Consider the following 20295-nt stretch of genomic DNA (forward strand, 5'->3'; position numbering starts at 1 on the left):
CCCCGCCACAATGGGAGCCGTATGAGCGACGCACATCTGACCGGCTCGATCCGGCTTCCCGACGGTTCCCGGGTCCGCGGGCGCGGCCTGCGGCGGCCCCTTCCCTCCGGCAAGACGCCCGACCACGGCCTCTACCTGGGCGGCCGGCGGTTCCGCCGCCGGCACGCCGCCCGGCTGGACCTGCCCTGGCCGCACGAGTGGATCGACTGGCCCGACTTCCTGCTCCCGCGCGACGGCGAGCGGGCGATCGGCCAGATCCGCGACCTCCACGAGCACGCGCGCCGGGGCCACCGGGTGGAGGTCGCCTGCGGCGGGGGCGTGGGCCGTACCGGGACGACGATCGCCTGCATGGCCATCCTCGCCGGTCTCCCGCCCGAGGAGGCCGTCTCCTGGACGAGGGCCAACTACCACCACCGGGCCGTGGAAACCCCCTGGCAGCGCAAGTGGGTGGCCCGCTTCCCCGCACCGCGCGGGCACTGAGGGCTCAGACGCCCGAGGGCATGGTCTCCAGCTCGGCTTGGCCGGCCTCCTCCTGGTACAGCGGCTCCAGGGGCGAGGTCCGGCGGAACCAGCACAGCGCGTCGTAGCGGTCGGCGAGCCTGGTGGGGACGTAGTTGCGGTCATCGCGGGCCGGGTCGTACACGACGCCGATCGCGCGGTGGCCGCGGGTGGCGTTCAGCCAGGACGCCTCCGGCCAGTCGGCGAAGACGAACAGGCCGTGCTCGACGCCCGACTCGTTCAGCAGCTCCTCGCCGCTGCCCCGGTGCGGCCGGGGGACGTTCATGGTCTCCCACGGGTCGCCCCAGCGGCCGGCCGCCACGACCTCGCCGCAGCCGCCCGCGAATCCGACGGCGACGACCTGGTCGCGGCCGTGGCGTTCCCGGGCGAGCTGTCCGAGGTTGACCATGCCGGCGGCCGCCATCGGGGTGGCGCGGGCGTCCCCGATGTGGGAGTTGTGGGCCCACACCACGGCGCGTGCGCCGGGCCCGTGGTGGTCCAGCAGCCGGTCGAGGGTGTCGGCCATGTGGGCGTCGCGGACGTTCCACGACCGCGGGCCGCCGCCGATCATGGCCCGGTAGTACTCCTCGGCGCCCGCCGCGACCTCGGCGTTCTGGCGCGCGTTCAGGTCGCCCGCCGGGTCGGCGGCCACGGGGCGGCGGAGCCGGGTGAGCAGCGCCAGCACCTCGTCCTCGCAGTCGTCGGGGGTGAGCTTGAGCGCGTAGGCCCGCGGGTCCTCCCCGTACGGCTCGAAGCAGCGGTACGCCTCCGCGGCCTGCTCGACGTACTCGGGCCGGTGGTCGGCCAGGTGGGTCATGACGGCGCGCAGCGACTCCCAGAGGCTGTAGACGTCCAGGCCGTAGAAGGCCGCCGGGGCGGAGCCGCCGAGCCGCGCGGGGTCGTTGTGGTCGCGCAGCCAGCGGGTGAGGTTCACCGTCTCCTGGTTGGCCCACATCCAGGTGGGCCAGCGGCGGTAGCCGCCCAGGACCGTCCTGGGGTCCTCGGGGGCGCCCGGCGCTCGCGTGACGGCGTTGTTGACCTCCCAGCAGTCGGGCCAGTCGCCCTCGACCGCGACGAAGGAGAAGCCCCGTTCGGTGATCAGCCTCCGGGTCAGGGCGGACCGCCAGGCGTAGTACTCGTGCGTGCCGTGGCTGGCCTCGCCGAGCAGGACGCAGCGGGCGTCGCCGATGCGGTCCATGAGGGGGTCGAGATCGTCTTCGTACTCGAGCGGGAGCGCGGATTCCCGCACGTCGTCGGCTTCACTCACCGTTCTCCCCTGCCTTTCGGGCTCCTCTAAGAGCCGCCTTCCCCGCCTGCTGTCGTCGATTCGCCTGCGTGCGATCCTTTGCCTGGATTGGGTTGGACCGAATCGGTCCATCGGGGTAGGAGGACGGCGTGGTCTCCGGCGAGGTGGAGGGACGGCGGCGCGTGCCGTGGGCGCTCCTGGGGGTGATCTCGGCGGGCGGGATCCTGGGGTCCCTGGCCCGGTACGGGATCTCCGAGGCGTTCGGGCACGGCCCCGCGGAGTTCGCCTGGGCGACGTTCCTGATCAACGTGTCGGGCTGCCTGCTCATCGGCGTGCTGATGGCGGCGATCACCGAGGTGTGGGAGGCCCATCCGCTGACCCGCCCGTTCCTGGGCATCGGCGTGCTCGGCGGATACACCACCTTCTCCGCCTACGTGGTGGACGCGCAGCGGGCGCTCGATGTGGGCCAGGCGCGGACGGCACTGCTCTACCTGGCCGTGACGCCCGTGTGCGCGCTGGCCGCCGTCTTCGCCGGGACGCGGGCGACCCGGCTGGCGGCCCGCCCGCTGAAGCGAAGGCCGCGATCATGAGGTCGGCGGGCCCGGCGCTCCGCCTGACGGTCTTCGTCGGGGAGGGCGACCGGTGGCGGCACCGCCCGCTCTACCACGAGATCGTGGCCCGCGCCCGCGCCGCCGGGCTGGCGGGCGCCAGCGTGCTGCGCGGCATCGAGGGGTTCGGCGCGTCCAGTCGCGTCCACACCGCCCGGATCCTGTCGCTGTCGGAGGACCTGCCGATCGCGATCGTGATCGTGGACGCCGAGGACCGGATCCGCGCCTTCCTTCCCGAGCTGGACGAGCTGGTCGGGGAGGGCCTGGTCGTGCTGGACCCGGTCGAGATCGTCCGCTACACGGGCCGGGACGACCGCGACCGGCAGGACCAGCGGGACGAGCGGTGACGGTGCTGCTGGTCGCGGTCGGGGCCGCGCTGGGCGCCCCGCTGCGCTACCTGGTCGACCGCGCCGTGCAGGCCCGGCACGACACGGTCTTCCCGTGGGGCACGTTCATCGTCAACGCCGCCGGGTCCGGGCTGCTGGGGTTCCTGGCGGCGGCGCTGCCGTCCGGCCACGGGTTGACGGCGCTGGCCGGGACGGGCTTCTGCGGGGCGCTGACCACCTATTCCACGTTCGGGTACGAGACACTGCGGCTGGCCGAGGAGGGCGCGCGCATGTTCGCGCTCCTCAACGCCGCCGCCTCGATCGCCGCCGGCCTGGGCGCCGCGTACTGCGGGCTGGCCCTGGCGGCGGCGCTCACCTCCTAGAACGGGGGTCGCGGTTTGACTCTCCCCCGGGGGGAGAGGGGAGGGTCCTTGACGTGAGCGATCCATTTCTGGCGATCGGCGCCTTCTCGCGCGCGAGCATGCTGTCGATCAAGATGCTGCGGGCCTACCACGAGGCCGGCATCCTGGTGCCGGCCAGCGTCGATCCGCGGACCGGGTACCGGGCCTACCACCCGGCCCAGCTCGCCGACGCCGCGGTGATCCGCCGGCTGCGCTCGCTCGACCTGCCGCTGGACCGGGTGCGGGAGGTGGTCGCGGCCCGCGACCCGGAGGTGACCCGGGAGGTGCTCGCCGAGCACGCCCGCGTGATGCGCGCGCGCCTGGAGGAGACGGCCCGGATCGTCGCCGAGCTCCAGGCGGGCGTGGAGCGTCCGGCCGAGCACACGCCCGTGCACGTGCGGGACGTCCCGGCGGCGCACACCCTCGCCGTGCGGGGCGTGGTGACGGACGACGACTTCGCCGCCTTCCTCGGCCCCGCCTACGCCGAGATGGGCGGGCTCGCCGCCCGGCTGGGCCTGGTGCCGGCGGGCCCGGCCGGGGCGCTCTACCCGTCCCAGATCGAGGACGACCCGGTCGACGTCGAGGCGTACCTGCCGCTGGCCGCGCCGGCGGCGCTGCCCCGCGACCGCGGCCGGGTGCTGCTGGGCGAGGTCCCGGCCGCGCGGGTCGCCATCGCCGTGCACGCCGGACCGTACGACACCATCGACGGCGCCTACCGCCGGCTGGGCGCGTGGGTGGCCGCCAACGCCGTCCCCGGGGCCGGGCCCGTCCGCGAGGTGTACCTCGTGAGCGCGGACGAGACGCCCGACCCGGAGGGCTTCCGCACCGAGATCCAGTGGCCGGTCGCCTGACCCCGGCCACGTTCCCAAGAAATCCGAGAAAGGAAATTCCGCCATGCCCGTGCGCATCGCCAATGTGACCTTCGACTGCGAGAACACCCTCGCCACCGCCCGCTTCTGGTCCGCGGCGTTCGGCCGCCCGCTGGACCCCGACCCCACCGAGTTCTTCGCCTCGATCGGCCTGACCGAGAAGGACCGCGACGGCACGCCGAGCGTCTTCTTCATACTCGTCCCGGAGAAGAAGACCGTGAAGAACCGGACGCACCTGGACCTCGACTCGGGCGGCGACCGCGAGACCGAGATCGCGAGGCTGGTGGGGCTGGGCGCGAAGCGCGGCGCCGACCACGACGAATTCGGCCATTCCTGGACGGTCATGAACGACCCCGAGGGCAACGAGTTCTGCATCTCCTGACCGCTCCCCGGCCGGATATTCCGTTTGTCTCGTCCGCCCCGTCCGCGATGATGGGGCGGATGAGATTGCGGCTCGCGTACGGGGTGGTGGCCGAGCCGGGGACGGCCGCGTGGCTTCCCCGGCCCAGGACGGAGCCGGTCCGGCTGGCCGGTGAGGGCGACGCGCCGCCCGGTGCGGCGGTGGCGCTGGGCCCGGCGGGGGCGGGCGGCGCGGAGGCCGGCGCGGCGGTGGCCGAGCTGGGCGTCCTGGTCCGGGACGGCGGGATCGCGGCGGCGGGCGCGGGCGTCGACCTCGGCGGCGGGTTCCGGTCGGCGCGGCTGGCCGGGGCGCGCGGCGACCAGCGCGACGCCGTCGTGGCGGCGCTGCGGACGCTGGGCGTGGACGGCGCCGGGCGGCTGGGCGAGCGGACCGGGTTCCTGACGGGCCTGTTCGGGCCCGCCGTCACCCGGCGGGTGGGCGCGGCGGCGGCGCGGGCGATCGGCGAGGGACGCTGGGCGGCGCTGCATCTGGCCGCCGCGGCCAGCGACGTCCTGGGTCCCGAGCAGCTTGAACGCGTGCTGGCGCTGGAGGCGCCGGGCGGCGCCGACCTGATCGCGGGCGGGCGCCCGTCGGTGCTGGCCGCCGACCTGCGGCGGGTGCTGGAGCCCGTTCCGGGGCCTCGGCGGCTGGAACTGCTGCTCGACCTGTGGGAACGGGTGTCGGAGCACCACGCCTGGCTGGCCCGCCGCGAGCGGCTGCTGGCCTCGCAGGGCCGCCGGGACCGCCTGGACGATCTGCGCGACCGCCGCGGGCGGTACGAGGACGACATCCTCCTGTCGTACCTGCGCGCCCAGCTGGGGGCGCGCGAGCCGACCCTGGCCGAGGCGGCGCGGTGGCAGCCGGAGATGCACTACTGGATGGGCATGCTGGCGCGGCTCCTGAACGACGCCCGCGCGGCGACCGCGCTGCTGCGCACCGCCGTGGCCGTGTCCGATCACGGCGTCCCGGAGGGGCTGGCGCGGCGCGCGCCGCTGCTGCGCGCGACCGTCCGGGCGCTCGACCGGGAGGAGTACCGGTTCCCGCTGAGCCGGGAGCGGAAGAAGCGTGCGGCGGGGCTGCCCGCGCGGCCGGGCGCGTACGTGCGGGAGATCGTCGGCAAGATGGACGGGCCGAAGCCCGAGGTGGACGGCCCGGCGCCTTACTACCGGCAGCGGCTCGCGCGGGCGCTGAACTACGGGCAGCTCGCCGCCAAGATGGTCGAGAGCCTGCTGGACGACGACCACAGGGTGCCGGAGGACTACCTGCGGCACTGGGCGTCGCGCTCCCTGCGCGAGTGGCGGGAGAACGTCGGGTACTCCGCCGTGCGCGGGCCCGCCGACTGGACCGAGGCGCCGCGCTTCGCGGAGTACCTGCTCGGGACGAGGGAGCCGCTCGCCGAGCGGCTGGAGCGGGGCGGCGACGACGCGCAGGAGGAGGTCGGCGACCTGGTGTGGTGCGCCGACCTCATGGACGCGCTGGCGAACCTGCACGGCCACGACGCCGCCACGATGCGGCGGCAGGACGGGCCGCCGTGGCTGGATCCGGACCCCGGGCCCGAGGACCCGGCCCCGCTCGCCCCGGCGTACGACTCGGTCGCGCGGGCCGTCTCGGGAGCCGCGCAGCTGGTGGCGTTCGGCGGCGGGCGCCCGCCCGGCAAGGGGGTGCGCACGTGGGAGGCGCTCGTCGCGGGCCTGCTCGCCGAGGCGGAGATCGATGAGGCGCTGCGCGGGGAGTTCGCGGTGCCGGCGCCGCTGGCGGCCCTGGACGGGACGGTCGTGCCCGGCACCGGCGGCGCCCGGTTCCGGCTGGCCCGCAGTGCCCGCACGCTGGCCGAGTGGGCGAACTACATGGGCAACTGCATCGCCGGTCCCGACTACGTGGAGAAGGCCACGGCGGGCCGGTGCGGCCTGGCCGCCCTGTACGGGGAGGACGGCCACGTTCGGGTCAACCTCGAACTGGTCCCGCTCCGGCCCGAGCTGCGCGGCTGGCACGTCTCGGAGATGGCGGCGCGGTTCAACGACGATCCCGATGAGGATCTGGCCCGCCGGGTGCGGGAATGGGTCGGCACGATCCCCGGCGTCGACCGGGCCGCGAACGGCGCCGCCACCGGCGAGGAGACGCCGCCCACGCCGCTCACGCCGCCCGGCAGGTCCGGGTCCGGGCGGCGGGCCCCGCGTCCGCGCCTGCTTCAGGACGCCGGGCCCGCGCTGGGCGAGCTGGCCGTGAAGGCGTGGGACGACCGGATGACGGCCGAGCCCTCACACGCCCTGGCCGTCCTGGCGTCCGCCGAGGACCCGGCCTCCGAAGAGGCGTTCGCGCAGCTGACGAGGCTGCGACGGCTGGGCCCCGCGTCCCTGGCCGCCGCCTGCCGCAACGTCCTGGACCGCCGCGACCTCGATCTCGCCGACCTGTGGACGCTCAGCGGGATTCGCCCGCTGGAGGCGGCCCTGGGCGGCCTCGACCCGGCGCTGCGCGAACGGTTCGGGCAGCTCGGCCTCCTCACCGGGGCGGCGCCCCTGCCCGGGTCGCTGCGAAGGCTCGCCCGCGATCCGCGGGTGGCTCCCGCGTACTCGCTGGGCCTCGTCGGGCTGCGTCTGCGGGCGGCGATCGGGCGGCTCGTCCTGGACGGCGACCCGGCCGTCACGCGCTCGCTGACCCGGCGCCCGGCCGTGCCGCCGCTGTGCGCGCTCACCGTGCACGTCACCTGCGAGGCGCCCGCGATCGAGCTGGCCCCGGTGGCGCCGCCGGGCGCCGTCACCGTCCCGGGCTTCCCGGCGTCCGCGCTCGACGACGAGGACGGCCCCTGGCACGCCGCGTTCCCGGGTGCCCGCGAGCTGGGCGCCGACACCGGCGAGTTCTGGAACCGGGTCTCCCGGCACGGGCTGCGCGTCCCGGCGGCGTGGGTGGCCGGGGGCGGCGGCTGGCCCGCGCTCTGGTCGCGGGCCGGCCGCCGCTGATCAGCCCATCAGCCGATCAGCAGCGGGACGAACAGCGTCGCCACGTAGTACCCCATGTACTGGGCGCCGGACGTCATGCCCAGCAGCCGGTGGCAGGCCCCGGCCAGCGCGCCGACGGTGAGCGTGACCAGCAGCGCGAGCGGGCCGCCCTCGTACCAGGCCACCACGCAGATCAGCCCGGCGAACGCGCCGATCAGCGCCTCGTGGCTGATCCGCCGCGACACCCACGCGCTGGCGGTGCGGGCGTGCCGGACGGCCAGCGGGTACACCACCACCGCGGCGATGGCGACCGCCAGCAGCCCGAACACCAGGAACTGCCAGGTGGACAGCAGCGTGTGCAGGTTGTGCACGCCGCCGCCCGGGGCCTCCACCGTGTAGACCGGGGGCGCGTTGAACAGCGCTGCGGCGGGGCCCGCCGCGACCGGGCTCAGCGGCAGCCCGAACGCGATCAGCGGGATCAGCGTCTCGGCGATGTAGGTGGACTCCGTCGTCCCGTTCTTCACCGACATCAGCGTGCTCAGCCGCTGGTAGGGGTGCTTGATCCGGCTGCCCACCGCCTCGCCCGCCATGACCGCGGTCGCGACCGGGCTGAGCATGAACGTGGTCGAGCTGACCGCCGCCGTGGCGGCGGTCGCGGCCGTCTGGCCCCTGGTCAGCACCCGGAACGGGTTGGGGAACCAGCCGCCCGGCGCCGCGCCCTCCGGCGCCAGCGAGAACACCTTGCCGCCGCCGCGCGGCAGCAGCCCCCGCCCGGTGCGGGACCCGGCCATCAGCACGTCGATCACCAGCGGCCCGATCGCGATGCCGAGGAAGAAGCTGATGCTCAGCGGCTTGTCCAGCACGTCCTTGGCGAACCCGCTCAGCGCGGCCAGCGCCAGCACGAACGGGACCAGCCCGGCGACCGCCGCCCAGCGTCCCGGCGAGAAGTAGGCCACCAGCGCCGCCACCGCCACGAACACGTACGGGACGATCTCCTTGACCGGGTCGGCCAGCGGGGCGAGCAGCGCGGCCACCGCGACCGCCACCGGCACCGCGATCGCGGCCGACAGCAGCCCGCCCGCCAGCGCCTTGCGCAGCGCGATGTGCGGGGCGCCGATCCTGCGCATCGCCCGCGCGTCGTCCAGCAGCGGCACGGCCGTGGTGTCGCCCGGGATGCCCAGCAGCGTGGTCGGGATCGCGTGCGTCATGTGCTTGGCCGCGGCACCGGCCAGGAAGAAGGTGATCACTCCTTCGGGCGGGACGCCCAGCAGCACCACCAGCAGGGTCAGGGGTCCCAGCGTGGAGGTCTCGTCGGTGCCCGAGACCAGCCCGATCGCGGCGAAGACCAGGGCCCCGGCCAGGCCCATCGACAGCGCCCACAGCAGCTCGGTGATCATCGGGTCCCCGCCTCCTCCCGCGTCGTGGGCGCGGCGGTCTCGTCCAGGAGGCCCAGCTCGCGCAGCTCCTCGCGGACGGCCGGGGGCAGCCGGTCCGGCGAGGGGTCGTCGCCGTCCTGCACCAGCTCGGCCAGGGCGGCGCGGCGCAGCGCAGCCGAGCCCGCCGCGTCCCCGTCGTCGTCGGCGAAGGTCCGCTTGGGCGGGAACAGCCGGGCGCAGATCGTCCCGGCGATCAGGCATCCGGCCAGCCCGGCCAGCAGCGCGTACCCGTCGGCGAGGGCCGGGGTGTCCAGCGTGCCGCGCAGCAGCGCCCGCGCGATCAGGAACAGCGGCAGCCCCCCGGCCACGCCGATCAGCAGCGACGCGAACAGGTGCCGCAGGTCGACCGCGTCGTTCCAGACCTCGGTGTACGGGCCGTCGCCGGTCTTCGCGTCGTCGTTCATCGCGCCGCCTCCGCCCGCAGCTCGGCCAGCACGCGCTCGGCGTGGTCGCCGCGCACCGCGCCGTCCGCGACCATCCGGGCGACCACCCGGGGCAGCTCCTCCGGCCCGGCGCCCGCGGCGACCGCGACGTTGCGGGCGTGCAGGGCCATGTGGCCGCGCTGGATGCCCTCGGTCGCCAGCGCCCGCAGGGCCGCCAGGTTCTGCGCCAGGCCCGCCGCCGCGATGATCTCCGCCAGCTCCGCCGCCGTCGACACGCCCAGCAGCCGCACCGCGGCGGCCGCAACCGGGTGCACCCGGGTCGCCCCGCCGACCAGCCCGACCGGCATGGGCAGCTCCAGCGTCCCGGTCAGGTTCCCGTCCGCGTCCCGGGCGAAGTGGGACAGCGAGGTGTAGCGGCCGTCCGGCCCCACCGCGTGCGAGTGGGCGCCCGCCTCGACCGCGCGGGTGTCGTTCCCGGTGGCCAGCACCACGGCGGTGACCCCGTTCATGATCCCCTTGTTGTGGGTGGCGGCCCGGTACGGGTCGGCCTCGGCCAGCGCCGCCGCGTGCACGATGTCCCGGACCACCTCGGGCCCGCCCAGCGCCTCCGCGTCGAACACCGCGTGCGCCCGCGCCAGCCGCAGATCGGCCTTGTTGGTGAGGATCCGCAGCAGCGGCCGTCCCCCGGCGATCTCCGCGACCCGCGGCGCCACCGCCTCCGCCATCGTGTTGACCGCGTTGGCGCCCATCGCGTCCCGCACGTCCACGGCCAGGTGCAGCACCACGTAGCGCTGCTCCCGGGCGTCCACCACGCGCACCGACACGTCCCGGACGCCGCCGCCCAGCTCCGCCAGCCGCGGGTCCTGGGCGTCGGCCAGCCCGGCCAGCTCCGCCCGCGCCGCCAGCAGCCGCAGCCGCGCCGCCTCCGGATCGGCCACGTCCAGCACCTGCACCTGCGCCTGCATCACCGGCGTGGACGACGACGTCACGAAACCACCGCGCACCCGGGCGATCCGGGCGGCGTTGCTGGCCGCGGCCACCACCGACGGCTCCTCCGTCGCCATCGGGACCAGCACGTCCGCGCCGTTCACGGTGAAGTTGGCCGCCACCCCCAGGGGGACGCCGAAGACCCCGACGACGTTCTCCGCCATCCGGTCGGCCTGGTCCAGGCCGAGCCCGCCCTCGGGGGCCAGCGCCGACAGATCGGCGGCGGTCAGGGCGGTGCCGTCCGCGAGCCGGGCGAGCCGCTCCGGCACCGACAGGTTCCGGAAACCGGAAAGACGGCTGTTGACCATGAAGTTCCTCCTGCGTACGGGGTGGGTGCGGGCCGACGCTAGGTCAGGACGGCCGCCTACGACCATGGGTCGATCGTCCGTATCCGGGACCAGATGATGTGACGTTCACCCATGCCGGGCGGCATCCCCGAGCGCGTGCAGCCGCACGGCGACGGACAGGCGGAAGAACGGCTCCGGATCCCGCCACCCGGACCCCAGGAGCGCGGTGATCCGCTCCAGCCGCTGGAGCATCGTGTTGGTGTGCACGCCCAGGTCACGGGCCGCCCGGGTGGGACTGCCGTTGGCCTCCACGTAGGCGCGCAGCGTCGCGAGAAGATCGGCGTTCCGCTCCCGGTCCCAGCGCAGCACCGGCCCCAGCGTCCGCCCGATGAACCGCTCCAGCGCCCGCCGGTCCGGCCCGAACAGCACCGTGTACGGCAGGTACGCGTCGGTGGTCACGGCCCCGTCCACGGTGCCCAGCGCGGGCAGCAGCCGCGCGCACGCCCGCGCCAGCTCGCACCGCTCCGCCAGCAGCCCCGGATCCTCCGCCACCGGCGCCGCCACCGCCAGCACACCGCCCTTCACGGCCGCGCCCAGCCGCCGGTGGACGTGCCGCGCCGCCGCCTCGGGATCGTCCCCGGGCAGCAGCACGGTCAGCACCCCCTCGTGCTCCCCGGCCAGGCCGTGCGGGAGGGCCGCCCCCTGCGCCGCCCGCAGCGCCGGTCGCCGCTGCTCGGCCGCCACGACCGCGACCACCCCGATGCGCAGATCGTCCAGCCGCACATGCCGCGCCCGCGCCCGGCGCGCCGCGTCCCGCCGCCGCGCCGGGCTGTCGGCCAGCACGTCCGACAGCAACTCGCCGCGGACCCGCTCCTCGGCATCGGCCACCGCGTCCTGGCTCAACGTCAGCAGCGCGGTGATCTGCGCGGCCCGCTCGATCGTGCGCTGCTCCACCTCCCCGATCGGCAGCCCGCCCGGCCCGACCAGCAGGCAGCCCAGCAGCGTCCCGCCCGCCACGGCCGCCGCCACCGCCGCCACCTCACCCTCCGGCAGCAGCACGCAGTGCCCGGACCTCCGGCTGGCGTCCACCGCCGCGCCCACCGCCTCCGACAGCCCGGTCGGCGCCTCCCCGCCCGCCACCACCTCCAGATCGCGGTCCAAGATCGTCACGGCCCGGCCCAGCGCCCGCGCCAGCGTCGCCGCGACCTCCTCGGCGCCGCCGCCCGCGAGCACCGCCGCGGTCAGGTCCTGGTGCACGGCCCCCGCCCGCTCCACCGCCGCGGCATGCCTGCTGAGCTCGGCGTACGCGCCTTCGGCCGCCTCCGTCGACCGCCGCGCCCGGCGCAGCAGCCGGGCCGTCTGCAGCACCACCGACGCGTGATCGGCGAACGCCGACAGCAGCGCCACCTCGTCCGGGGTGAAGGCGTGCGCGCTGCGGTTCGCGGCGAACAGCACGCCGAGGACCTCCTCGTCCGCCAGCATCGGCACCCCCAGCAGCGACACCAGCCCCTCCGCCCGCACGGCCTGGTCGATGCCGCTCTCGTGGGACAGCTCCACGGCGTCCTCGTAGGAGGCCGTCCACTGCGGCACCCGCGTCCGCACCACCTCGCTGGCCAGGCCCATGCCCGCCGGAACCCGCAGCCGCCGGATCGCCGGCGTCACCGTCCCGGTGGTGGACCGCACCAGCAGCTCACCGGACGCCTCCTGGAACTCCGACAAATAGGTGACGTCGGTGTTCATGAGCTCGTGCGCGCGCCGCACCAGCCGGTCGAGGAGCTCGTCGGGGTCGCGCAGCTCGGCCAGCTCGCGGGCGCTGGAGAACAGCGCCGCCAGCTCCCGCTCACGCCGCCGCCAGCGCCGCAGCTCCACCGCCAGCCGCCGCAGCCGCCCCGCCGCCCGCTCATCACCGAGCAGCTCGGCGGCCCGGCCGCCGTCCAGGCTGCCGTCCACCGCCATGTCGAACAGCGCGACCACATCGTCCAGCGGGATCAACGGCCCGGTCTCCTCCATGAACCCGCAGGTTATCCGCGCTCCAGACACCCCGGACCAGGCCGTTGCACCCGTACCCCCCACGTATGACGGCCGTGATTCCCCACCACGAGTGACGCGGATGACAAACGGTGCCCCCTACCGTCGATCTCCATGCGCAAAAGGACAACCTTCGCCGCACTGACCGCCCTCCTCGTCTCACTTCCCGCCAGCGCCGCCGCGAGCCCCGCGGAAGAAAAGGCCGAGGTGATCGAGCGCACCCAGATACGCGACCGCGTCGTCGACCTGACCGTGAAATCCCCCGCCCTCGGCGGGAACGGCAAGGTCCGGCTGATGACCCCCGAGGGCTGGAACGAGAACGACCGCTCGAAACGCTGGCCCGTCCTCTACCTGCTCCCGGGCGGGGACGGCGACTACACGGCCTTCACCGAGCAGTACGACATCGAGAACATCCCCGAACTCCGCGACGTCCTGGTCGTCTCTCCGAACATGCCGATGTTCGGCTTCTACAGCAACTGGTGGAACAACGGAAAGGGCGGCGCCCCCGCCGTCGAGGACTTCCACCTGAAAGAAGTCCGCACGATCCTCGAACGCGATTACGGCGCCGGAACCCGCCGCGCCGTCGCCGGGGAGTCCCAGGGCGGATACGGGGCGCTGAAATACGCCGGCAAGCACCCCGGAATGTTCCGCGCCGCGGCCAGTTACAGCGGCTTCGTCCACCCGATCCAGTACGTCAAGGCCATCAGCGGCGGCGCCGAGTACCTGAAGATCGACTGGCGGAGGATCTGGGGCGACCCCGTACGCCAGCGGCACATCTGGGAGGCCAACGACCCGTACCACATGGCCGACCGCCTGCGCGACACTCCCGTCTACATCGCCTCCGGCGACGGAACCCCAGGCGAACTCGACAAGCCCCTCGAACCCGACCCGATCATCCCGGGCCTCCAGGACCTCGCCGTCCTCTTCCCCAAGGAGGTCGTGTCCCTGACCGAGGCCGTCATGGGCGACGAGTCCCGCACCGTGGCCCACCGCTACATCGAGGCCGGCGTCCCGGTCACCACCCACTTCTTCCGCGGCACCCACGGCCCCGCCTACTGGAAGCGAGAGCTACACACCTCCCTCCCCATGCTCCTTCGCGCCCTCGGCCAGCGATAACGCCCCGCGAGGCACGCCCTAGCCAGACGAGCCTTACCGTGCGCGCCCCGCCCCAGCGCGCACGGACTGGCTCATATGCACGATTCTCGTCCCGGCTACTTGTTTCCCCACCAGTGGTCGGCCACCGTGAGCGCCAGCCACACCACGGACTTCATGACGATCTCCAGCAGCCAGGGCCGCTCAGTGGACGGCTCACTCCGGCAGGAACGACGACGACTGGACATGCAACTCTCCTTCCTGACCACGAGGGTCTTGGCGTGAACTGACGTGCGTCATTCACTGCGCACATCGACCTACACCTTGGCCGGTGCATCCTTCTCCTGGAATTTCGGGGACGACCAGATTTCGACCGCAACCCCTACAGGGGAGGGCCTGCTTCTTTCTGTGATCTCGAGCGCCGCCTCCTTGTACCGGGCGTTCCACTCCTCAACCGTCCCGACGGTGTCCGGGTCCAGGCCGTCCTCCTTCGCGATCTCCCGTAGAACGACGAGGAACGAATACACCCACCTCCACTGGGGAAGTTGCTGACGCTTCTTCCCGCTGATAACGCCGTGCACGGTCGATTTCGGCAGCGAGCACACCGACCCCACCAGGTCGCTCCGCTCAGACATCGTGCGCACGCGACCGTAAGTCGGCGGGCCCGCTGCGCTCCAGCCCCTGCGAAGCACCTCAGCGAAGCCTTCGACAGCTTCGTCGCCACGGTCGACGGACATAACTCACTTCACCTCCACCATCCAGATTGCCCGTTTTGAATAGAATTGGGCAGCCGTGACCAGTCGTCATGCGAGCAACCGGGCAAAGTTCCACCCATATCCGAATCACTGCACATCCCATTTGACAGCCTCACCGGGGGCGCGTGGGCGGGATTGAGTAAAAAGAGCATCGATACCGAACGGTCGGAACACGTACGAACCAAGGCGGACAGCCCCGATCACCGGCAAACGGGCCCGAACGTCCAGCGAGATCATGATCACGATTCCTTCCAGGCAGGCCCGAACGGAGGCGGACGAATACGAACAGATTCGCGCCACTCTCTACCCCGAACACGCAAATATGCCGAATATCAGAAAAGTTCGACAACTCTGGCTGCGCCAGTGCCACCCACCTCGGAGCCCACGACAGGTAGCGGGCGAGCTCGCCGCTGCTGGAGTTGCGGCGAATCAGCAGGTGCCGACAGCCATCGGCGCCGATCCCGCCCCAGGCCCGGTCGTAGTAGCGCGGCCCTTTCGCTCCGGCACACTGCCGATGCCGTACCAAGGCCGGCAGACGCTAGGCGACGGCCGATACGCAGCCGATGCGGCGGGACACGGCGAAGGCCTGGCCTCGAGAAGGGGGCGGGGCAGGGAAAACCCACCTGGCCAGTAGTCGCGATAGCCGCACGTGCAGGGACATCGGAGTCGCGGGCGCAGAGGATCATCCCAGTCGTCACACTGCCGCCAGGTGGAAGAATCGCACGCGGCGGGAAACGGCACGGGTGATGGGATGTCCGAACGTGGGAAGTGGCGGCCTGTCCTTGGAGGACTTGACCGGGTACTGGGAGTTGGAGGCCTACACGGAGGCCCGCGAGCTCTGCGCATCGGAGGGCGTGGACACCCGGCCGTACGTGCAGGGTTGGCTCGACGATCCGGCACTGCCCGAACCGGGGGGCTTTCTTCCGGTCAACGGCTTCGTCCTCCACATCGCCGCGGACGGCACGGCCACCGAGTATGCCGCCGGCCGGGTGCGGATGCCGTGGTGGGAAAGCGAGGTGGTGCTCGACAACCGCTGCGAGCCGTTCAACGGCGAGGTCGTCCGGGGGAAGGACGCGCTGTACTTCGTCCCCGACGAGGACGAGAACGGCGAGGTGGAGCCCAATGGGTACCACTACGGCAACGGCTCCGACTGTTTTGCCACGGCACGGTTGACCCTTGATGAGGCGGGGCGGCTGGTGCGCACCGTGTCGGTGGACTTCGAGATGGGATTCCTGCTGACCCGGCTCTGGTACCGGTACGCGCGGGTGGACGCGCCCACGCGGCCTCGGCCTCGGCGCATCGAGGACGCTCCCGCGCCGTCGTCGATCGACGAGGCCGTTGTGGTGCCGGTTCCCGCGAACATCGCATCCGCTCTGGCCGAGGCCTATCGCTCGACGCTCGCCGGCCATCGCATCGCCGGTGCGACTCACGACGACGACACCCATGTCACCGGCATTGTGGAATATGCCGATCTCACCCGAGGCGGAGGCCAGAATGGCATGCAGGTCACGATGAGGGGCATCCCCGCCCTCGGCCACCTGCGGCACACGGATCCGTTCGGGAAAACCGGAGAGGCGCTGGACGAGGCGCGCGACCTGCTGTGCGACCACGTCTTCGAGGCCCATGCGGACGCGAGCGCAGCGGACTGGTGGGGGACGCGGCGCGTCTCGGTGCTGACCTGCTACCGGGAGGATTCCGGGGTTTTCGAGGTACGGGCATTCGCCGGACCCGCCGCCTGGGGACTGAGGCGCGAGTTCGAGGCCCAGACGATGCTGCTCGCCCAGTTCGCCGCGACGGTGGCCGGAGAATAGCCGCCTACCGGGCCCCGCGGTGTTCCGGTCGTGTTCATCAGACGAGCGTTGGACGAACGCCCGGACGCCGGTCGCGCCCCCTTATGACATCCGCCCGGCAAAATGCGCGTGGAGGGTGTTGAAGAAGTGCTCCTCCGGGTCTCCGAACCAGGGATGGGCGCCGCTGCCGTCGGCGTAGGTGATGGTGGCGGCCTGCCAGGCGCCGCGGAGCACGGTCTCCCGGTGCAGGATCGAGATGAGCCCGGTGAAGTCGTCGGCGCACAGGAAGTGGTTTTCCTCGTCCCGCCCGAAATTGATGATCTGCCCGGACGTGCCCTTCGGGCCCGGGTCGAGGTCGAGCCCCACGTGGTCGAACCTGACCGGATCGCTCCACAGCGGAATCCAACCCGGCGAACTGTACAGCGGCTTGATGACGCCTTCGGCACCCGGGAACACCGACCCCTCGATGACGTCCCCGATCTCCTGCCAGAACCGCCATGTCTCCAGGATCAGATCGGTGGACAGGAACGTCAGGGTGGGCAGGCACGGGACCGCGGGCCCGGCTCGGTCGGCGACCATGGACTCGCGCTGCCCGTTGTGCATCCCGAGCACCGTCCGCACGTCCTCGGGAAGGCGCGCCCCGATCCCCGCCTCCAGCGCTTCGATGTCGGCATCGCTCGCCCCCGGCGCCAGGTTGGCATGCGCGTACGGGACGTTGACGCCCAGCCACTCGACGTACTCCGCGAACAGTTCACGAACGAGCATCCAGCTCCACCCATCGTCCGGGCCGCGACCACACCCGCGCACGCAGCCGGTCTTGATCACCAAAGCCTGAGAAAGTACTACACGCGGGTGACAAGAGCGGCGAGCGTGGCTGCGGCCAGGGAGTACTGGACGGGCGTCACCAGACGACGACGCCGCCCCCGAGGCTCTTGGCGCGGTGGGCGGCGTCGATGATGTTGCCGAGCCTGTGCGCGACGTAGTCGGCGGGCCGTCCCGTGGCGGCCGTGATGGCGGGGATGTTCTCGCGCACCATCTCGCATTCGGCGAGGAAACCGTCAACGTCCTCCGGCATGACGTAAAGGTCGGCACCGTCCAGGGTGGGCAGGAAACGCGCGCCCAGAGAGCGGACAGTCTCCGAACCCCACAGGTCGGTCCGGGTGCTCTCGAATCCGGCCAGACCGGAGCCGGGTTCCTCCCCGTCGAACAGCGTCATCTCGCCGTCGTCGTCCATCACGAACGCGTGCACGCTCAGGCTCATGCGAGGAAGCGAACCGCCCTGCCCCACGCGACGCAACCTCTTTAGGATCGACGTGTGAGGTTGGCGGTGGTGCATTCGGTGTCGGCCGAGATCGAGCCGACACCGTGCGAGACGACCACTCGACCGGCGCGGCCTCCGCTGCGGCCGTACGTCGTGGGCTACGCGAGCTTCAGTTCCGGTCCCGGACGACCGCCGCGGCGCCGGGTGCTGCCGCTGGGCCTGACCACGCTGATCATCGACTTCACCGGAACGGGACGGGTGGTCACCGGGCCGCGCGCCACCACAGTGATCTACGAAGAGGTGGGCTGGCGGCACGGCGTCTCGGTCGGGCTGACTCCCGCAGGCGTCCGGGCACTCCTGGGCATGCCGACGCGCGAACTGACCGGCGCCATCACCGACCTGGGCGACGTCCTCGGCCCTCGCGCCGGCCGCCTGGCCGAACGCCTGGCCGAGGCGCCGGACTGGCCCGCCAGGTTCGCCCTCCTGGACGAGACGTTCACCGCCTGGCTGAACCCCACCCCGCAGGGGCTGGTGCCGCGTGCCTGGTGGCGGCTCCAGGAATCGGCCGGGCGGCTCACGATCGGCGGCCTGGCGGACGAACTCGCGGTCAGCCGGCGCCACCTGGAGCTCGGGTTCCAGAAGGAGATCGGCCTGCCGCCCAAGACGATCGCCCGCATCGCCCGCTTCCAGGACGCCGTACGGGCGCTGTCATCACCCGCGGCCACGCTCGCGAGCGCCGTCGCGTGCGGCTACGCCGACCAGCCCCATCTCGGCCGTGAGATCCGCGCGATGACCGGGATGACGCCCGGCCAGCTGTTCGCATTCGTTCAAGACGGGATCCGGCACGCTGGCTAGCCTCCGGGATCATGACACTCACCGGGAAGACGGCGCTCGTGACCGGCGGTTCGCGCGGCATCGGCCGGGCCATCGTGCGGCGGCTCGCGCAGGACGGCGCCAAGGTCGTGTTCGGCTACCGCCAGGACAAGACGGCGGCCGACGCCCTCCTCGATGAACTCGACGACGCCGTCGCCGTCCGCGCCGACCTCGAAGACCCGGCCGGCATCGAGACCCTCTTCGAGCCCGTCGCCGACGGCCTGGACATCCTCGTCAACAACGCCGCGATCAACCCGCACGCCCCGATCACCGACATCACCTCCGAAGAGTTCGACCGGGTGATGACGATCAACGCCAAAGCTCCCCTGCTGGCGATGCGGAAGGCCGCCACGCTGCTGCGCGACAACGGCCGCGTCATCAACATCTCGACCCTCAACACCGTCGTGCCCGCACCCGGCCACGCCCTCTACTCGGCGAGCAAGGGCGCGCTGGAGCAGCTCACCGCCGTCGCGGCCCGCGAGTTCGGCGTACGCGGGATCACGGTGAACACCGTCTCACCGGGCGCGATCGACACCGATCTGCTCCGCGCCACCAACCCGCCCGAGGCGCTGGAGCAGAGCGTGGCCTTCACCGCCCTGCAGCGCCTCGGCCAGCCCACCGACATCGCCGCCGTCGTGTCCTTCCTGGCCGGCCCCGACTCACAGTGGATCACCGGCCAGAACCTCCGCGCCACCGGCGGCCTCCTCGTCTGACCGACGACGCGGGCGCCGCCCGTTGCGGACCTGGCGCCGCAAGGCGATCCGGATGAACCGGGACGGTTAGAGTCTGCGGTCATGACGGACCTCGAAAGGCTGCTGGCGCTCGTACCACCGCCCGCGGCCCCGGTGGATCCCCATGCCGACTGGACGCGGGTGGAGGATGCGCTCGGGCTGGTCCTTCCCCGCGAGTTCACCGAGATCGCCCGGCGGTACGGGCGCGGCACGTTCTGCGACGAGTTCTCCTGCTGCGCCCCAGAGGAGATGATCGAGGAGAACCCCGGTCGGCTGGAGGACCTGCGGCTGATCCTCGGGGACGCGGGCGAGGACTGCCCGCATCCCGTTCACCCTGAGCCCGGGGGGCTGGTGCTGTGGGGATCGGACTCGATCGGCGGGACGCTCGCCTGGCTCACCGAGCCCGCCGAATCCCCCGAACACTGGCAGACCGTCTACTGGACGCGCGACGACGAGTTCGAGTACCCCGAAGGCGGCGTGGCCGCCGTACTCATGGGGCTCATCGAGAATCGGAGGGAGAACGGCGCGGACGTCGGCGCCCCCTGGTTCACCCCCTACCGCAAGGACGTCCACGTATATCTGCAGCTGACGGAGGCGGAAGGCGCGCCCCCGTATGAGGAGCGACTCCGCATCCTGCGCCGAAGCCTGGCACCGACCAGTGACCGCGGCGGCTTCGCAGGCGCAGGCGGCGCCCGGCAGGACCACTTCGCCGCGGCCGACGACCAGTGGACGTTGACCTACGAGACGGCCTACGGGCACCAGATCCGGGTCGCCTACCCACCCGGCGCGGACACGCGAGTACGCGACGCGCTGCTCGCCGCGATCGACGCCATGGGCTGCCGCGTCAAGGGCGTCCTGCCGGTGCACGGCACCGCGCACTGGCCCGAACTGGAGTGAACGGCTCCGACAAGGTCATTCACCCTCAGGCGGCTTGAGCGATCCACATCTCCCCCTGGTGTCGCACGTGCGTGGGATCATGCGGCTTTCCGGATCACAGGGGGGCCGGGAGCATGGCGGAGACACGGTATTTCGATAAGAACGACAATGACGTCGTCCGACACTGGCAGATCACCCTGGACGGGATCCGCTGCCGCATGGGCTGGGGCGTGGCCGGCGGCGTCATGCGCGGGTCGAGCATGACGCTCGACGACGAAGCGCACGCGCTCCGCCACTTCATCAGAAAGATCAGCGAGAAGAAGCGGGCCGGGTACGTCGAGGTCGCGCCAGAGGCACCGCAGGCGAAGGCGGACGAGGCGGACGTCCAACTGCTCGACGTGGTCGCGCACGGCGACAAGTACGAGCCGGTCGCCGGGCACGCCGGCGTGTTCGTGATCTTCCACGACTTCAAGGCCGGGCCCGGGCCGTTCTACGACTACTGCATCCTCGGC

23 protein-coding genes are annotated in these 20295 nt (G+C 72.7%); 13 read left to right on the forward strand and 10 right to left on the reverse strand.

The window, feature by feature from the left end:
- Positions 1-21 precede the first annotated feature (21 nt).
- The gene (locus ACFPZN_RS46415; RefSeq protein WP_378289754.1) at positions 22-480 is read left to right on the forward strand and encodes a protein-tyrosine phosphatase family protein; all 459 of its coding nucleotides are present in this window, start codon (positions 22-24) and stop codon (positions 478-480) included.
- 4 nt (positions 481-484) lie between these two features.
- On the opposite strand, the gene ACFPZN_RS46420 is transcribed toward ACFPZN_RS46415, so the two are convergent.
- Positions 485-1765 (reverse strand): erythromycin esterase family protein, encoded by a 1281-nt coding sequence (locus ACFPZN_RS46420; RefSeq protein ID WP_378289756.1) that lies wholly within the window; start codon positions 1763-1765, stop codon positions 485-487.
- Positions 1766-1893: 128 nt separating this feature from the next.
- On the opposite strand from ACFPZN_RS46420, the gene ACFPZN_RS46425 reads away from it, so the two are divergent.
- From ACFPZN_RS46425 to ACFPZN_RS46450, 6 genes are read left to right on the forward strand one after another with little or no spacing between them, the layout of a single operon-like run.
- Positions 1894-2334 (forward strand): fluoride efflux transporter FluC, encoded by a 441-nt coding sequence (locus ACFPZN_RS46425; protein ID WP_378289758.1) that lies wholly within the window; start codon positions 1894-1896, stop codon positions 2332-2334.
- Positions 2331-2699 (forward strand): DUF190 domain-containing protein, encoded by a 369-nt coding sequence (locus ACFPZN_RS46430; protein ID WP_378289760.1) that lies wholly within the window; start codon positions 2331-2333, stop codon positions 2697-2699. Before ACFPZN_RS46425 ends, ACFPZN_RS46430 begins: the two co-directional genes overlap by 4 nt.
- Positions 2696-3061, forward strand: coding sequence for a fluoride efflux transporter FluC (locus ACFPZN_RS46435; protein WP_378289762.1), 366 nt, complete (start codon positions 2696-2698; stop codon positions 3059-3061). The genes ACFPZN_RS46430 and ACFPZN_RS46435 overlap by 4 nt, the downstream gene beginning before the upstream one ends.
- Positions 3062-3114: 53 nt before the next feature.
- Positions 3115-3930, forward strand: a complete 816-nt coding sequence (locus ACFPZN_RS46440; RefSeq protein WP_378289765.1) for a MerR family transcriptional regulator — start codon at positions 3115-3117, stop codon at positions 3928-3930.
- Between the two features lie 43 nt (positions 3931-3973).
- On the forward strand, positions 3974-4330 hold the full coding sequence (locus ACFPZN_RS46445; RefSeq protein ID WP_378289767.1) for a VOC family protein: 357 nt from the start codon (positions 3974-3976) through the stop codon (positions 4328-4330).
- A gap of 59 nt (positions 4331-4389) precedes the next feature.
- A complete protein-coding gene (locus tag ACFPZN_RS46450; protein ID WP_378289769.1) occupies positions 4390-7305 on the forward strand; it encodes a hypothetical protein in 2916 nt (971 codons plus the stop codon).
- An 8-nt stretch (positions 7306-7313) separates the two neighbouring features.
- Here the strand turns inward: ACFPZN_RS46450 and ACFPZN_RS46455 are convergent, their stop codons facing one another.
- The 4 genes from ACFPZN_RS46455 to ACFPZN_RS46470 all read right to left on the reverse strand — a co-directional run bounded on the left by ACFPZN_RS46455 (position 7314) and on the right by ACFPZN_RS46470 (position 12387).
- Positions 7314-8681: a tripartite tricarboxylate transporter permease gene (locus tag ACFPZN_RS46455; protein WP_378289771.1), complete on the reverse strand. Its 1368-nt coding sequence runs from the start codon at positions 8679-8681 to the stop codon at positions 7314-7316.
- On the reverse strand, positions 8678-9124 hold the full coding sequence (locus ACFPZN_RS46460) for a hypothetical protein (RefSeq protein WP_378289773.1): 447 nt from the start codon (positions 9122-9124) through the stop codon (positions 8678-8680). Before ACFPZN_RS46460 ends, ACFPZN_RS46455 begins: the two co-directional genes overlap by 4 nt.
- Complete coding sequence (locus tag ACFPZN_RS46465; RefSeq protein WP_378289775.1) at positions 9121-10398, reverse strand: hydroxymethylglutaryl-CoA reductase, degradative; 1278 nt, start codon at positions 10396-10398, stop codon at positions 9121-9123. Before ACFPZN_RS46465 ends, ACFPZN_RS46460 begins: the two co-directional genes overlap by 4 nt.
- Before the next feature lie 105 nt (positions 10399-10503).
- Positions 10504-12387: a helix-turn-helix domain-containing protein gene (locus ACFPZN_RS46470; RefSeq protein WP_378289777.1), complete on the reverse strand. Its 1884-nt coding sequence runs from the start codon at positions 12385-12387 to the stop codon at positions 10504-10506.
- 132 nt (positions 12388-12519) lie between these two features.
- Between ACFPZN_RS46470 and ACFPZN_RS46475 the strand changes: the two genes are divergently transcribed.
- Complete coding sequence (locus tag ACFPZN_RS46475) at positions 12520-13521, forward strand: alpha/beta hydrolase (protein WP_378289779.1); 1002 nt, start codon at positions 12520-12522, stop codon at positions 13519-13521.
- A gap of 95 nt (positions 13522-13616) precedes the next feature.
- Here ACFPZN_RS46475 and ACFPZN_RS46480 read toward each other — a convergent pair whose 3' ends face one another.
- The 3 genes from ACFPZN_RS46480 to ACFPZN_RS46490 form a co-directional block, all read right to left on the reverse strand.
- On the reverse strand, positions 13617-13745 hold the full coding sequence (locus ACFPZN_RS46480) for a hypothetical protein (RefSeq protein WP_378289781.1): 129 nt from the start codon (positions 13743-13745) through the stop codon (positions 13617-13619).
- A gap of 69 nt (positions 13746-13814) precedes the next feature.
- Positions 13815-14234 (reverse strand): hypothetical protein, encoded by a 420-nt coding sequence (locus ACFPZN_RS46485; protein ID WP_378289783.1) that lies wholly within the window; start codon positions 14232-14234, stop codon positions 13815-13817.
- 105 nt (positions 14235-14339) lie between these two features.
- Positions 14340-14489, reverse strand: a complete 150-nt coding sequence (locus ACFPZN_RS46490) for a hypothetical protein (RefSeq protein ID WP_378289785.1) — start codon at positions 14487-14489, stop codon at positions 14340-14342.
- Between the two features lie 554 nt (positions 14490-15043).
- Between ACFPZN_RS46490 and ACFPZN_RS46495 the strand changes: the two genes are divergently transcribed.
- Positions 15044-16063, forward strand: coding sequence for a hypothetical protein (locus ACFPZN_RS46495; protein ID WP_378289787.1), 1020 nt, complete (start codon positions 15044-15046; stop codon positions 16061-16063).
- 81 nt (positions 16064-16144) lie between these two features.
- Here ACFPZN_RS46495 and ACFPZN_RS46500 read toward each other — a convergent pair whose 3' ends face one another.
- Both ACFPZN_RS46500 and ACFPZN_RS46505 read right to left on the reverse strand, forming a co-directional pair.
- Positions 16145-16807 carry an SMI1/KNR4 family protein gene (locus ACFPZN_RS46500; protein ID WP_378289789.1) on the reverse strand — a complete coding sequence of 221 codons (663 nt, stop codon included), beginning with the start codon at positions 16805-16807 and terminating at the stop codon, positions 16145-16147.
- Between the two features lie 136 nt (positions 16808-16943).
- Positions 16944-17303 carry a hypothetical protein gene (locus tag ACFPZN_RS46505; protein ID WP_378289791.1) on the reverse strand — a complete coding sequence of 120 codons (360 nt, stop codon included), beginning with the start codon at positions 17301-17303 and terminating at the stop codon, positions 16944-16946.
- Between the two features lie 54 nt (positions 17304-17357).
- Here ACFPZN_RS46505 and ACFPZN_RS46510 point away from each other — a divergent pair, with 54 nt between their 5' ends.
- The 4 genes from ACFPZN_RS46510 to ACFPZN_RS46525 all read left to right on the forward strand — a co-directional run.
- Complete coding sequence (locus tag ACFPZN_RS46510) at positions 17358-18158, forward strand: helix-turn-helix domain-containing protein (protein WP_378289793.1); 801 nt, start codon at positions 17358-17360, stop codon at positions 18156-18158.
- 11 nt (positions 18159-18169) lie between these two features.
- On the forward strand, positions 18170-18889 hold the full coding sequence (locus ACFPZN_RS46515) for an SDR family oxidoreductase (protein WP_378289795.1): 720 nt from the start codon (positions 18170-18172) through the stop codon (positions 18887-18889).
- An 81-nt stretch (positions 18890-18970) separates the two neighbouring features.
- The gene (locus ACFPZN_RS46520; protein WP_378289797.1) at positions 18971-19804 is read left to right on the forward strand and encodes an SMI1/KNR4 family protein; all 834 of its coding nucleotides are present in this window, start codon (positions 18971-18973) and stop codon (positions 19802-19804) included.
- 113 nt (positions 19805-19917) lie between these two features.
- Positions 19918-20295: hypothetical protein (locus tag ACFPZN_RS46525; RefSeq protein ID WP_378289799.1), on the forward strand; the 378-nt coding region annotated here is incomplete at its 3' end.

Origin of the sequence: Actinomadura rugatobispora (genome assembly GCF_042656285.1) — a bacterium.
GTDB lineage: Bacteria > Actinomycetota > Actinomycetes > Streptosporangiales > Streptosporangiaceae > Spirillospora > Spirillospora rugatobispora.

Coding starts and splice junctions, on each gene's coding strand:
- ACFPZN_RS46415 (WP_378289754.1), top strand. CDS start 22: ATGAGCGACGCACATCTGACCGGCTCGATCCGGCTTCCCGACGGTTCC.
- ACFPZN_RS46430 (WP_378289760.1), top strand. CDS start 2,331: ATGAGGTCGGCGGGCCCGGCGCTCCGCCTGACGGTCTTCGTCGGGGAG.
- ACFPZN_RS46445 (WP_378289767.1), top strand. CDS start 3,974: ATGCCCGTGCGCATCGCCAATGTGACCTTCGACTGCGAGAACACCCTC.
- ACFPZN_RS46450 (WP_378289769.1), top strand. CDS start 4,390: ATGAGATTGCGGCTCGCGTACGGGGTGGTGGCCGAGCCGGGGACGGCC.
- ACFPZN_RS46455 (WP_378289771.1), bottom strand. CDS start 8,681: ATGATCACCGAGCTGCTGTGGGCGCTGTCGATGGGCCTGGCCGGGGCC.
- ACFPZN_RS46460 (WP_378289773.1), bottom strand. CDS start 9,124: ATGAACGACGACGCGAAGACCGGCGACGGCCCGTACACCGAGGTCTGG.
- ACFPZN_RS46465 (WP_378289775.1), bottom strand. CDS start 10,398: ATGGTCAACAGCCGTCTTTCCGGTTTCCGGAACCTGTCGGTGCCGGAG.
- ACFPZN_RS46470 (WP_378289777.1), bottom strand. CDS start 12,387: ATGGAGGAGACCGGGCCGTTGATCCCGCTGGACGATGTGGTCGCGCTG.
- ACFPZN_RS46475 (WP_378289779.1), top strand. CDS start 12,520: ATGCGCAAAAGGACAACCTTCGCCGCACTGACCGCCCTCCTCGTCTCA.
- ACFPZN_RS46480 (WP_378289781.1), bottom strand. CDS start 13,745: ATGTCCAGTCGTCGTCGTTCCTGCCGGAGTGAGCCGTCCACTGAGCGG.
- ACFPZN_RS46485 (WP_378289783.1), bottom strand. CDS start 14,234: ATGTCCGTCGACCGTGGCGACGAAGCTGTCGAAGGCTTCGCTGAGGTG.
- ACFPZN_RS46490 (WP_378289785.1), bottom strand. CDS start 14,489: ATGATCTCGCTGGACGTTCGGGCCCGTTTGCCGGTGATCGGGGCTGTC.
- ACFPZN_RS46500 (WP_378289789.1), bottom strand. CDS start 16,807: ATGCTCGTTCGTGAACTGTTCGCGGAGTACGTCGAGTGGCTGGGCGTC.
- ACFPZN_RS46505 (WP_378289791.1), bottom strand. CDS start 17,303: ATGAGCCTGAGCGTGCACGCGTTCGTGATGGACGACGACGGCGAGATG.
- ACFPZN_RS46515 (WP_378289795.1), top strand. CDS start 18,170: ATGACACTCACCGGGAAGACGGCGCTCGTGACCGGCGGTTCGCGCGGC.
- ACFPZN_RS46520 (WP_378289797.1), top strand. CDS start 18,971: ATGACGGACCTCGAAAGGCTGCTGGCGCTCGTACCACCGCCCGCGGCC.